Below are 12,496 nucleotides of genomic sequence, written 5' to 3' on the forward strand. Positions count from 1 at the left end.
TGGTGAAATTTCTGGAATTTCATCTGATACAGGATTTAATACCCCTGCATCATGACTGATGACGACATTGTTTTTATCCACACCCAGCTCCTGGAATTTATAATATATTCACATAGCGATTGATAGTGAAAGCTAAGTCACCTTCAATCGAGCAAGAAATAAATACCGCAAGGAAAGAGGCTTATTACTGCGTAAGGTGCAGAAAGATAAGCCAACTGGAATTTAGGTTAGTGTGGACATTCTATATACCGCATATTTTTGTAATAAATACGTGAGACAACTAATAGTTTGCTGGATTTTATCTGTCCTTAATGGTTTTTTAACCGGTATTTAATTTGGTTTTTTATCTTTCCATACTGATGAGCTAATCACTGTACTGCGCTATTGAACGAATCATCGATTGTTTGGCTGTATCTAAGTGACGCCGTAACTCGCGCACCGCATCCAAGTCATTACGAAAGATAAGCGCACTTAAAATAGCCATGTGCTCTTCTATCGCCACAATATTTCGTTGTTTTAAATCGCTCTCGTCCCATTGATAGTGGAAGTGGAAAATCACTGAAATAATTTCCAACGACTGATTAAAAAAGGGATTGTTAGCGGCAGAGAGAATGAGTGTGTGAAAATCTCGATCCAATTGTGAAAACATACGATAGCTATTACCGATGGTATCGCGCAATTGTCTATGGCGCGCCAAGAGCTCTTTGGCTTGTAGCCAACGCTCATCGCTATGTGCCAGATTTAAAAAGCGATTTAATGCATGCGTCTCTAACATCTCACGCAATTCAAAGAGTTTTTCAGCATAGTTTTGGTCAAACTTATTCATACTCCACTGACCGCGACGGATATTCACAATGAGGTTATAGCGGCAAAAACGCAGTAAAAATTCCCGGACAACGACAGCGCTGACATTCGCGGCACGGGCCAATTGTAGCTCTGAAAAAGAATCTCCCGCACGAAGTTGCCGCTGATTTATCATTTGGAAGAAAGCGTGTTCGAATATTTCAGCCTGCGCATCAGAGGATTGGCTAACGCAGTCGAAACCATCTTCAATCTGAGGTGTTCTCACAATAATGTAATAATCACCCACTTTTTCCAACACGCCACATTGATGTAAATGACTTAATGTATTACGTACTGTCGTGCGACTGATGCTATACATTTCTGCCAATGAAGCCTGTGATGGCAGTGGCGATGTAATATGTCCTTTGGCAATGCCATCTATCATCTGATTAATCACATTATGGCGAAGATCTTGTGTTCTGCTCATGGTGGCCTCATCTGTTTTTTATTCATTTAAAACCAATTTAAAACAGAATAATTCGTGATCCCTCACAATTATCACATCCGCTTTAAATCTATTTCTGATTTTTATTGAATATCAAGCCTCACCTTTCGGAGGAATAATCATGACAACAATGAATACATTAGTTTGCCTTGAACCAACTAAGTTAATTTACCAACCACGGACTCGACCTTTACCAAAAATTAATGAAGCATTAATTAAAGTTTTAAATGTGGGTATTTGTGGCACAGATATACATGCCTGGGCAGGTAATCAACCCTTTTTTAGTTACCCTCGCATATTAGGTCATGAAATCTGTGGCGAAATAATAGGGTTGGGTGAAAATGTTCATAATATGCACGCTGGACAACGGGTCGCTGTTATTCCTTACGTTGCTTGCCATCACTGCAATTCATGTCTCAGTGGGAAGACAAATTGCTGCGAAAATATCTCTGTGATTGGCGTCCATCAAGATGGCGGATTTAGCGAATATTTGTGTGTGCCGGTCAGTAATTTATTAGTGGTTGACGATGTTGACCCTATTTCAGCCGCACTGATTGAGCCTTTCGCCATTAGTGCCCATGCAGTGCGCCGTGCTGATGTTCGCCCTGACGAACATGTTTTGGTCGTCGGTGCAGGGCCAATTGGTCTGGGTGTTGCCGCAATAGCGCAAGCTGATGGCGCACATGTCGTGATGGCCGACACTAGCGCTCAGCGCCGTGAGCATGTCGAAAATCTGTTGGATATCCGCGCATTAGATCCCAGCGATGCTGAATTTGAACAACATTTACGCCAACAATTCTCCGGCATGCTGCCACTAAAAGTGATTGATGCCACCGGTAATCAACGTGCCATGAATAACACCGTCAACTTTATTCGCCACGGCGGTAGCATCGTTTTTGTTGGTTTGTTCAAAGGTGATCTCAGTTTCCCTGATCCTGATTTCCACAAAAAAGAAACCACCATGATGGGCAGTCGCAATGCCACCTTCGAAGACTTCGCCAAAGTCGGGAAACTAATGGCAGCAGGCAAATTGTCGGCCGATATGATCCTCACACACCGCTTTGAATTCAATACGCTGGCCGATATTTATGAGCAACAAGTGGTGAAAAACAAAGATCTTATCAAAGGCGTCATTCAGTTCTGACCACCCTACTCCTGAGGATATGCACCATGCTAACGTTAAATCGCCATGACTTTCCGGGCCGCCATCATCCCGATAAAATCATTCAATTTGGTGAAGGGAACTTCCTACGCGCCTTTGTTGACTGGCAAATTGATCTCTTGAATGAGCATACCGACCTCGATGCCGGTATTGTTATTGTCCGTCCAATTAACAGTGGCTTTCCGCCATCACTCGATACTCAGGATGGTTTATACACCACGGTTATTCGAGGCTTGGACGAACAAGGTGAGAAGGTCAGTGACGCGCGTATCATTCGATCGGTTAACCGCGAAATTAATCTTTATGAGGATTTCGAGCACTATCTGGCCCTCGCTCACGATGAAAACATTCGCTGGGTTTTCTCCAATACCACTGAAGCCGGCATCAGTTATTTGGCCGAGGATAACTTCAGTGATGCGCCACCTGCCAGTTATCCGGCAAAATTGACCCGATTACTGTACGAACGTTTCCAGCATTTTTCTGGCGCGGCAGATAAAGGTTGGGTGCTGTTGCCTTGTGAGTTAATCGATTATAACGGTGAGGCACTACAGAAATTGGTACTGCGTTACGCCGAACAATGGCAGTTAGGTGATGCTTTCAGCCAATGGTTAGTACAGCACAATACTTTTTGTTCCACATTAGTGGACCGCATCGTCACCGGTTATCCCCGCGACGAAGCGAAAACATTGGAAACGCAATTAGGTTATCACGACGCATTTTTAGCCACCGCCGAACACTTTTATCTTTTTGTCATTCAGGGACCACAGTCATTAGCACAAACATTAAAACTGGATAAATACCCGTTAAATATTCGTATCGTCGATGATATAAAGCCTTACAAGGAACGCAAGGTCGCCATCCTTAATGGTGCACATACGGCCTTGGTGCCTATTGCTTATCTAGCGGGGTTAAACACAGTTGGCGAAGCGATGGCCGATGAGCAAATCAGTCAATTTGTCGCGCAACTGATGAGTGAAGAAATCATTCCAGTATTGGATTTGCCTCGCAATGAACTACAGACCTTTGCCCAAGCGGTACAGAGCCGTTTTCGCAATCCCTTTATCCAACACCAGTTGCTCTCGATTGCCCTCAATAGCATGACAAAATTCCGTACGCGCATTTTGCCCCAATTACTGACCAGCCAGCAGGTGAATGGGACATTACCACCACGGCTAACATTTGCTTTCGCTGCGTTGCTGATGTTCTATCGCGGTAAACGTGGGAATGAGGATTTCCCATTGCAGGATGATGAATACTGGCTGACTTGCTTTGCCTCGCTATGGCGAGACGTCGATGCTGGTTTATTGCCCATACAAGATCTGGTGCAACAGGTCTTAGCGGATAACCATCATTGGGGACAGGACCTTAATCAAATTCCGCAACTGGCGGATCAAATGACCGAACAATTACAGACTATCCAACGCATTGGCATACGGGATGCCCTATCTGCCTATCGTTAAGGACGATACGTCGATCGAATAACAGGTTACGGCCAGCCGCTTATCTGCCCGTAACCTGTTGCTTAGATCTTGATTATCATCAGGGTAGCCACCGCAGCACGGAGTTCCCCCATTAGCGAGCAGTGAATAGCCTCAATGATGAATAAATTCAATGCCATATATCCCACCAATGGCATTTATCGTTTCAAGTAAATGTGCACCATCGGCCTCAGCCACTGGAGCGTCACTCTCTTCTACACGCCCTAATGGACCTAGGGGAAGCACGTTAAGCCATGCCAATATCTTAACCATTGTCACCTCGACGATTCAATCAAATGGACAGAGCAGGTTATATAAGAGTAGACGATAAATAGTACAAAAAACGAACGAAGCAATATTGCTTTCCATAGACAGAATTTAGCTATCGCAAAATGACTTGAGATAATGCTTAAGAATTTAGCATTTTATTGATGCTGCCTAAGGGGCAAGGCGCTATCTTAAAGCGACATTCACTCTGAGGAGTTTCACATGTTTGTTGTTAGCTTGACTTACCATAAACCCATCGATGTGGTGGAAGCACTGGCCGAAAGCCATAAAGACTGGTTAAAAAAATACTATGCACAAGGTGTGTTTATCGCCTCGGGTCGTAAAGTGCCCCGCACCGGTGGCATCATTTTAGTAAAAAGCATTGAGCACGACCAACTGGATAAGGTATTGGCAGAAGATCCCTTTAACGCCGTTGCCGAGTACAGCGTTACTGAGTTTATCCCTTCCATGGCGATAGAATCGGTCGAAGCATTGAAAACCTTGTAGGGCGCGCATCCCAAAGACTCGCCATGCGTGATCACATGGCTATCGGGAACCGGCAGCGGTTGAAGGCATTTCTGACCGCTGCTGTCTCTGTTCCATAATGCGATGCAGGTTATCTTCAAGCCAAACCGTCAACCCCTCGATTTGCACTTGGATTTCTTTACCTAGTTGCGTCAATTTATATTCCACATGCGGCGGCACCACCGGATAAGCGATACGTTCGACAAAACCGTCCTCTTCAAGATTTTGCAGTGTTTGCGCCAACATTTTCTCACTGACGCCCCCAATCTTTCGCCTTAACGCACTAAAACGCAGGGTTTCATTGCTCAAAGCAATCAGCACCAATACCCCCCAACGGCTTGTGACGCGTTTGAGAACCTCTCTTGATGGGCAGTCAGCATTGAGCAACTCACCGCGGCGAACTTGTTCTGGAAATGAAAGATTGTTGTTCAAATCTTGTGGTCTCATTATTTTATACTAACCTTTAGGTGAGTACTTACTTATAGTTAGTATATCGCATATGATGATCTTAAGGGCGATTTTTTGGTGAGCGCGATGTCAGCACTGAATGACCTGCCAACACAAAAAATCTGTCATCTATTCCATAACATCAATCAGGAGTCTTATTATGATCGCAGTCACCGGAGCCACTGGCCAATTGGGTCGCCTTGTTATCAATGCATTACTCCAAAAAGTACCCGCCAGTGAAATCATTGCAGCAGTCCGTAGCCCTGAAAAAGCCCGTGATTTAGCCGCGTTAGGTGTTCAAGTACGCAAAGCGGATTATAGCCAACCGTCTACGTTGGATAGCGCGTTTCAAGGTGTGGATAAACTGCTGCTAATCTCATCCAGTGAAGTAGGTCAGCGTGTAGCACAACACACAGCGGTAATCGAAGCGGCCAAACGGGCAAAGGTTAAATTATTGGCTTATACCAGCTTACTTCATGCCGATAAATCGACGTTAGGGTTAGGTGAAGAGCACCGCGCAACAGAAGCATTGCTTCAAGATTCTGGCCTACCCGTCGTGCTGTTACGTAACGGCTGGTATACCGAAAACTATGCTGCCAGTATTGCGCCCGCCTTGGCTCACGGTGCATTTATTGGCGCTGTAGGGAATGGACGTATTGCTTCGGCCACACGTGAAGACTATGCGCAAGCCGCCGCCGCCGTACTGACAAAGGATAACCAGGCCGGCAAAGTTTATGAATTAGCCGGGGATGACAGCTATACGTTAGCTGAGTTCTCAGCGGAAATTGCTCGTCAATCAGGCAAACCCGTCATCTATCAAGATTTGTCAGAAGCTGACTTCCGACAAGCATTGATTGGTGCTGGATTACCCGATGTTTTCGCCAGCTTGCTGGCAGATTCGGATGCTGGCGCGGCCAAAGGTGGCTTATTCGATGACAGCCATACCTTGAGCAAACTCATTGGTCGCCCTACCACGCCTTACGCGAAAGTGATTGCGGCAACCTTGGCTGCACAATAATCCTATTTCCATGTTCAACATGGCCGGTATCTCGCAAGTTACCGGCCTTTTTATCGATAATAACGTTATTTTGCTTTTGCTAATGCCTGAGCAAGATCATCAATAATGTCGTCAATATGCTCGATTCCGATCGACAACCGCACCATATCTCTTGGCACGCCGGCTTTAACTAACTCTTCATCATTGAGCTGACGATGCGTTGTTGAGGCAGGATGGCATGCCAACGATTTAGCATCGCCAATATTCACCAATCGCACGATCAAATTCAGCGCATCGATAAACTTGCTACCCGCAGCTTGGCCCCCATGGATACCGAATGACAAAATGGACGCGGGCTTCCCGCCGAAATAACGCTGCGCCAAATCATGCTCAGGATGATCGGGTAGCCCTGCATATTTCACCCAACTGACTTGTGGATGGGCACGTAAATACTCGGCAACTTTAAGCGCATTTTCAGTATGACGTGCCATACGCAATGCCAACGTTTCAAGTCCCTGCAAAATCAAAAATGCATTAAACGGTGATAGCGCAGCACCGGTATTTCGTAAAGGGACCACTCGGCAGCGGCCAATATAGGCAGCCGCACCAAATTGCTCGGTATAGGTGACACCGTGATAAGACAAATCAGGTGTATTTAATTGAGCGAAACGCTCGGGATATTGAGCCCAAGGGAATTTACCGGAATCCACCACAATACCGCCAATGCTGGAGCCATGGCCGCCAATATATTTGGTCAATGAATGAACGACAATATCAGCGCCATGTTCGAAAGGTCGGCACAAAATGGGGGTCGCGACGGTATTATCGACAATCAGCGGGACGCCATGACGATGCGCGGCATCCGCTAATTTTTGTAAATCGACAATGTTGCCCGCAGGGTTTCCAATCGATTCACAGAATACCGCTTTTGTTCGGTCATCAATCAATGCCTCCAATGCATCAATATCGTCATGATCGGCAAAACGAGTTTCAATCCCATAACGAGGCAAGGTATGGGCGAGTAGGTTGTATGTGCCACCATATAATTTTGCCACCGAGACGATATTATCGCCGACCTCTGCAATGGTTTGAATCGCATAAGTGATCGCGGCCATACCGGAGGCCACGGCTAACGCTGCAATCCCCCCCTCCAGAGCCGCGACTCTTTGCTCCAACACGTCATTCGTCGGGTTCATAATTCGCGAGTAAATATTACCCGCAACTTTTAAATCAAATAAATCAGCACCATGCTGGGTATCATCAAAGGCGAATGAAGAAGTCTGATAGATAGGCACTGCAACAGCTTTAGTCGTGGGATCTGGCGAATAACCGGCATGAATAGACAATGTTTCTAATTTCATTCTTAATCCTTTTTATTGATGACGATGCCAATGAACGCGAGTTGGGCCCTAAATAGTGCTGCGCGAAGCAGACTGAACTCAGGCAGCAGGCCGTATAGCGAGAAATCGCCGTAAAAACCAACAATAGAGGAATTAATAAGTAATACCTATAATTCAATATAAATATTTAGCTATTAATTATAATTAAATGGCATCGTCCCATACTGACCCCACAGACAATCGCCTTGGCGTCCCATTTCACACCATCGTAAACAAGATACTAGCCCAAAAACCAACAGAGTACTTTTCAGTCACCCTTTTACAGCCTAAACTGTATGCATATACAGCAAATCATAATTTATTTATATACAGGAAGGGACATCATGGCTGGATTCACCGGTTTTACTCAGCAGGGGCTGACGTTCTTACAGCAAATAGCGCAAAACAACACCAAGGAGTGGTTCGAGGAACATCGTGATATTTATGAGCAACATCTGTTGCTACCGATGCGAAAACTGGTGACTGATTTGGGTACCGATATGATGGCGATTGATGAGCTTTTTGAGATTCGGCCAGCGATTGGCAAAACCATTTCCCGTATGAATCGGGATACTCGCTTCTCTCATGACAAATCACTCTATCGCAGCAACATTTGGCTGACATTTAAACGATCGCGTAAGAACTGGACGGATGCACCCACTTATTTTTTTGAATTTGGCCCCGATTGGTGGCGCTATGGACTGGGCTATTACAGCGCCTCACGCGCGACGATGGACCTGTTTAGGCAACAGTTGATACGTGCTCCTGCAGATTTTCTTAAGATTGCTGAATGTATCCATCCGAACTTTTTAATCGAAGGTGAAAGCTATAAGCGCCCGCTTATCAAGGATCAACCTCAAGAACTGGCGACGTGGTACAACAAAAAGTCATGGGCACTCATCAGCCATCATCACGATATGGAGCCGCTATTTTCAAATCAACTGGTTGATATCTTAAGCAAAGATTTTAGACGTTTGTCGCCAATCTATGATTTTTTGATGAAAATTGAAGGATTGAAAAAAAACCATAATAGCGTTGTGTCGTAGCACAAGGGGCTTATGGGTGGATACAGAAAGGAATAACTGTTACAAACTCATATAAAAATAACATTTATATTTTTTATTATTTTAATCCCCACAAAAATGGGGATTACTTTTCCTATGCTGATTAGACTGACGCCAATACCGCTGTAATAAATAGTTAATACAATATTCATCATTAACAAAAGTGATAAATAAAAAAACCACTTACCTCATGTTATGCAACTTCTTGGCAAAAGCTATTCATCTATTTCTCATTAGAGATGAGAATTTCACCATGTTATAAAACTCATTCATCAATCTCATCATTCCACAATGTATCACACTAAGATGAAAAAAACTAACCACATGTTATTTAAGCAATTTATTGATTAACTTTATTTCACCCAACTATAATTAATAACTAAAAACAATAATTATATTCATATGGACATTAATAAACAGAATAATCAAAATGCCCCAAAAAAGTGCAGCAGCACTAATATTAATCACATTTATAGCGCACCAATAATTTATTTAATCTAAGTATAAAGTTTTAACTTACGAGGCCGATTACCCTAAGCAATTATTGTATTCACCTGTTATTCGGGAACTCCCCCAATATTCTGAGGTTTTTATGAGAGTAAACAAACCTGTCACTCGGCAGGAGTATCCCATTGATCGCGATACCACCCTGCAATCCACCACCGATACTCGCGGAAATATCGTCTATGCGAACGCCGCGTTTGTTCGTGCAAGTGGTTTTGAATATCAGGACTTGCAAGGGCAGCCGCACAATATCGTGCGCCACCCCGATATGCCGCCCGGCGCTTTTGCTGATATGTGGCAGACTTTGAATGCGGGCCTGTCTTGGTCATCTCTGGTGAAGAACCGTCGTCGAAATGGCGACTATTATTGGGTGCGAGCCAATGCCACCCCTTTGCGCCATAACGGCCGATTAAACGGTTATATATCAGTACGTATTGCACCAACCCGTGACGAAGTTAAGCAAGCTGATGCGCTATATGCCGATTTTAACTCTGGCAAGGCAAAACAGCGCCGTATCGGTTTATATCGTGGATTGATTGTTCGCACGGGTTGGCTCTCGTGGATGTCGCTGTTCCAAACGCTGCCGCTACGCTGGCGGTTGCGCGGAGCATTATTGGTCGCAGCCCTCCTTCCCACAATCACTGCAGGCGCGATGGGCATAACAGGGATCCCCTTGTTGACGCTAGGGGTAGTGACGGTTGCTAGCAGCATCATCACGTCATTTTGGTTGGAGCGGCAGGTTGCACAGCCTATCGCCGCAATTTTACAACAAGCTCAAGATGTCTCTTCCGGGCAGGCTGGTGATTATGTGCAGCTTAACCGTGTCGATGAAATTGGCTATTTGATGCGTAGCGTGAATCAATTAGGCCTTAATCTTCGCTCATTGACCGACGATGTCAGTGGTCAAGTCGATGGTATCAATACCGCTAGTAGTGAAATTGCCGCAGGAAACCGAGAGCTTAAAGTCCGAACGGAGCAAGCGACAGCGAACTTGCAACATATTGTTAGTGCGACAGAGCAACTCGTTGTAACAGTACAAAACAGTGCTAATAGCGCAAATGAAACAACCTCATTAGCGGCAATGAGCAGCCACGCAGCGGAAAAAGGCAGCGAGTTGATGCATCAAGTGATTGAAACCATGGGGACTATCAATGACTCAAGCCATCGTATTGTCGATATCATCAGTGTGATAGAGGGTATCGCCTTCCAGACCAATATTCTGGCACTTAATGCTGCCGTTGAAGCTGCCCGCGCGGGTGAGCAAGGCCGAGGCTTTGCCGTAGTGGCGAGTGAAGTTCGCCATTTAGCGCAGCGATCGTCAACAGCGGCGAAAGAGATCAAACACTTAATTGAAACCAGTGTGGAACGGGTTCGCGATGGTAGTGCCTTGGTACAAAATGCAGGTGCTACGATGGACAATATCGTTAAACAAGCAGGCCAAGTTTCCACTCTAATCAGTGAAATTAGCACCTCGACGCATGAACAGACACAAGCACTTGGCCAAATTAGCCAATCAATTGGTCAGTTAGACCAAATGACGCATCAAAATGCGGCGATGGTTGAACAATATGCAGGCGCGGCGGAAGAGTTGGCACAGCGAACTTTACGCCTAACAGCGGCAGTCCGTATTTATCGGCCGGTGCAGTGAACGCGTATTTAGATGAAGTGAGGGTAAAATAGCATCGATGGAATAAGGGATTAAGCATAACTATCACATTATTTGTTATGGCTGCTATGGCAGAAATCTCATCTGTCATAGCAATAAATGCAAACATCGCTATAGTGATAGGTGGTTATTCAATTATTAAATAAGGAGTTTTATGTCATCACTTAATCAAACATCTGTTCGCGCTCAGCAAGGTGAATCCGATGCAAACTTACCTGGTGAAGATCATCTGATCGCCCATGAAGCTTTGCTTGTCGCACTAATGGTTGAATGCGCGAATGAGTCCGATAACGATCAATTTCTCTCCAGTGTGCGAGACACACTTAACGAAATTTTAGGCACTTCTCGTTATCTTAAGGCTAGCAAGATAGCCAATGGTTTAATCGATGAGGCGGATGATAAAGCCAACCGCTAATGTTTAGCCCTCAGAATTGAGGGCTTTTTATTGTTTGTTACTCTTGTTTTATTGGATCACTTTGCAGTGATAACACGGAGTAGCGGCATAAGATTGCCGTCAGAATGACGAATAGATGCCCTTCCGAAGAATCGAGTAAAAATGAATTAAACAGATGGCTGATCATATAACTGGCAAGTAACGCGATAAATATGCTTCTCGTTTCTTGCGGTAAACGCCAAGCAGCACGGAAATAACACCACATCCATCCCAAGAATAGCGCAAGTCCCACGACACCTAATTGAACAGTTTGCATCAGATATTCATTATGCGGATTGATGCTATAGCCAATTTGTGGGTTCGGGAACCAAAAGCCCCCCGCTCCATGCCCCAATAAGGGCGCTTCCTTAATGAGTTTCACTGACTCAATGATAAATTGAGTCCGTAGCCCCATTGAGCTATCGCACGAAAGATCGGCATTACCCTGCGAGGCAGCTAAACAGACCTTAACCTCTGCCATCCCGCGTTCCACCCGCTCAACAGCTCGGTTTGGGACAAAGACAATAATGGCACCGATCATCAGGACACAAACCACCATCCCTAAACGCTGACGGACTGATAGTGACAATATCCCCCACACACCAAAAGCCGCGGCCAGCGCCACATAACCCGTTCTACCTTGCACCATAAACACGACATTATAGATAGCCAGTACAACCAGAAGACCATAACAGCCGCGCTTGATTCCTTGATGCTTAAATGCAAGAGAAAGCCACATCACTGCCGCTAAGGCCATAAAGAAATTATGAGTGATTTGCAACTTAAACACATGAGGATTCAGTGGGTTAATTTCACCTAGCGGTAGATGAAGAAGCCCTACCCATAGGCTTGCCGCGAGAATAACGGCATTTGCCAGTAAGAATCCTTTTACAAAATAACCGACCAATGAACGAGAAAGTAAAAAGAACAGTGCTAACGGCAATATATATAATAATTTAAGATACTTACTCACCATCACATTACCGTACAAATTGTGATGCCAGAGCAGAGATATCGCAAGTAGTAGGAAGGTTACCGCAGGCAACCATATCAACGGGTTTTTCGCTAATGTTTTCACATAACGCGTATCGCGATTAAGCAACACGCAGATGAGTGCCAACACCAAAGAGAGATTCATGAGGAAATTCGACGTCGGTAACCCAATACCGAGCAAAAATGCGGTGGCACACGACAAGCCAGCCACATGACGATGCATCGTGGGTAAACCAGGTCTTGAGGCAACTGAATTCATAAATTACTCACTGAAGATTAATAGCCTGTGGGGA

The 12,496-nt window shown here is 45.0% G+C and carries 12 protein-coding genes; 7 read left to right on the top strand and 5 right to left on the bottom strand.

The genetic code is table 11. The features are described 5' to 3' along the window. Positions 1–364 precede the first annotated feature (364 nt). Positions 365–1,270, bottom strand: a complete 906-nt coding sequence (locus BN68_RS06145) for a GntR family transcriptional regulator (RefSeq protein WP_019210284.1) — start codon at positions 1,268–1,270, stop codon at positions 365–367. A 139-nt stretch (positions 1,271–1,409) separates the two neighbouring features. Here BN68_RS06145 and BN68_RS06150 point away from each other — a divergent pair, with 139 nt between their 5' ends. Together BN68_RS06150 and BN68_RS06155 are read left to right on the top strand one after the other, a co-directional pair. After that, positions 1,410–2,432 (top strand): zinc-binding alcohol dehydrogenase family protein, encoded by a 1,023-nt coding sequence (locus BN68_RS06150; RefSeq protein ID WP_019210285.1) that lies wholly within the window; start codon positions 1,410–1,412, stop codon positions 2,430–2,432. 26 nt (positions 2,433–2,458) lie between these two features. After that, a complete protein-coding gene (locus tag BN68_RS06155) occupies positions 2,459–3,910 on the top strand; it encodes a tagaturonate reductase (protein ID WP_019210286.1) in 1,452 nt (483 codons plus the stop codon). A 132-nt stretch (positions 3,911–4,042) separates the two neighbouring features. Here the strand turns inward: BN68_RS06155 and BN68_RS24110 are convergent, their stop codons facing one another. Continuing rightward, the gene (locus tag BN68_RS24110) at positions 4,043–4,201 is read right to left on the bottom strand and encodes a hypothetical protein (RefSeq protein ID WP_019210287.1); all 159 of its coding nucleotides are present in this window, start codon (positions 4,199–4,201) and stop codon (positions 4,043–4,045) included. A gap of 216 nt (positions 4,202–4,417) precedes the next feature. Between BN68_RS24110 and BN68_RS06160 the strand changes: the two genes are divergently transcribed. Beyond that, positions 4,418–4,702, top strand: a complete 285-nt coding sequence (locus tag BN68_RS06160; RefSeq protein ID WP_019210288.1) for a YciI family protein — start codon at positions 4,418–4,420, stop codon at positions 4,700–4,702. Between the two features lie 39 nt (positions 4,703–4,741). Here BN68_RS06160 and BN68_RS06165 read toward each other — a convergent pair whose 3' ends face one another. After that, a complete protein-coding gene (locus tag BN68_RS06165; RefSeq protein WP_019210289.1) occupies positions 4,742–5,167 on the bottom strand; it encodes a winged helix-turn-helix transcriptional regulator in 426 nt (141 codons plus the stop codon). Positions 5,168–5,327: 160 nt separating this feature from the next. Between BN68_RS06165 and BN68_RS06170 the strand changes: the two genes are divergently transcribed. Then, the gene (locus tag BN68_RS06170) at positions 5,328–6,185 is read left to right on the top strand and encodes an SDR family oxidoreductase (RefSeq protein ID WP_019210290.1); all 858 of its coding nucleotides are present in this window, start codon (positions 5,328–5,330) and stop codon (positions 6,183–6,185) included. Between the two features lie 65 nt (positions 6,186–6,250). Here the strand turns inward: BN68_RS06170 and BN68_RS06175 are convergent, their stop codons facing one another. Continuing rightward, on the bottom strand, positions 6,251–7,525 hold the full coding sequence (locus BN68_RS06175; protein WP_019210291.1) for a bifunctional O-acetylhomoserine aminocarboxypropyltransferase/cysteine synthase: 1,275 nt from the start codon (positions 7,523–7,525) through the stop codon (positions 6,251–6,253). Positions 7,526–7,884: 359 nt separating this feature from the next. Here BN68_RS06175 and BN68_RS06180 point away from each other — a divergent pair, with 359 nt between their 5' ends. The 3 genes from BN68_RS06180 (at position 7,885) to BN68_RS06190 (ending at position 11,192) form a co-directional block, all read left to right on the top strand. Further along, on the top strand, positions 7,885–8,589 hold the full coding sequence (locus tag BN68_RS06180; RefSeq protein ID WP_145579362.1) for a DUF2461 domain-containing protein: 705 nt from the start codon (positions 7,885–7,887) through the stop codon (positions 8,587–8,589). Between the two features lie 610 nt (positions 8,590–9,199). Further along, entirely contained in the window at positions 9,200–10,759 is a 1,560-nt protein-coding gene (locus tag BN68_RS06185; RefSeq protein ID WP_019210293.1) for a methyl-accepting chemotaxis protein, read from the top strand. 172 nt (positions 10,760–10,931) lie between these two features. Then, the gene (locus BN68_RS06190; RefSeq protein WP_019210294.1) at positions 10,932–11,192 is read left to right on the top strand and encodes a hypothetical protein; all 261 of its coding nucleotides are present in this window, start codon (positions 10,932–10,934) and stop codon (positions 11,190–11,192) included. Positions 11,193–11,229: 37 nt separating this feature from the next. Here the strand turns inward: BN68_RS06190 and BN68_RS06195 are convergent, their stop codons facing one another. Further along, on the bottom strand, positions 11,230–12,462 hold the full coding sequence (locus BN68_RS06195) for an O-antigen ligase family protein (protein WP_042806415.1): 1,233 nt from the start codon (positions 12,460–12,462) through the stop codon (positions 11,230–11,232). Positions 12,463–12,496 lie beyond the last annotated feature (34 nt).

The organism is Yersinia massiliensis CCUG 53443 (assembly GCF_000312485.1).
Taxonomy (GTDB): Bacteria; Pseudomonadota; Gammaproteobacteria; order Enterobacterales; family Enterobacteriaceae; genus Yersinia; species Yersinia massiliensis.

Coding starts and splice junctions, on each gene's coding strand:
- BN68_RS06150 (WP_019210285.1), top strand. CDS start 1,410: ATGACAACAATGAATACATTAGTTTGCCTTGAACCAACTAAGTTAATT.
- BN68_RS06185 (WP_019210293.1), top strand. CDS start 9,200: ATGAGAGTAAACAAACCTGTCACTCGGCAGGAGTATCCCATTGATCGC.
- BN68_RS24110 (WP_019210287.1), bottom strand. CDS start 4,201: ATGGTTAAGATATTGGCATGGCTTAACGTGCTTCCCCTAGGTCCATTA.
- BN68_RS06195 (WP_042806415.1), bottom strand. CDS start 12,462: ATGAATTCAGTTGCCTCAAGACCTGGTTTACCCACGATGCATCGTCAT.
- BN68_RS06190 (WP_019210294.1), top strand. CDS start 10,932: ATGTCATCACTTAATCAAACATCTGTTCGCGCTCAGCAAGGTGAATCC.
- BN68_RS06160 (WP_019210288.1), top strand. CDS start 4,418: ATGTTTGTTGTTAGCTTGACTTACCATAAACCCATCGATGTGGTGGAA.
- BN68_RS06165 (WP_019210289.1), bottom strand. CDS start 5,167: ATGAGACCACAAGATTTGAACAACAATCTTTCATTTCCAGAACAAGTT.
- BN68_RS06155 (WP_019210286.1), top strand. CDS start 2,459: ATGCTAACGTTAAATCGCCATGACTTTCCGGGCCGCCATCATCCCGAT.
- BN68_RS06170 (WP_019210290.1), top strand. CDS start 5,328: ATGATCGCAGTCACCGGAGCCACTGGCCAATTGGGTCGCCTTGTTATC.
- BN68_RS06175 (WP_019210291.1), bottom strand. CDS start 7,525: ATGAAATTAGAAACATTGTCTATTCATGCCGGTTATTCGCCAGATCCC.
- BN68_RS06145 (WP_019210284.1), bottom strand. CDS start 1,270: ATGAGCAGAACACAAGATCTTCGCCATAATGTGATTAATCAGATGATA.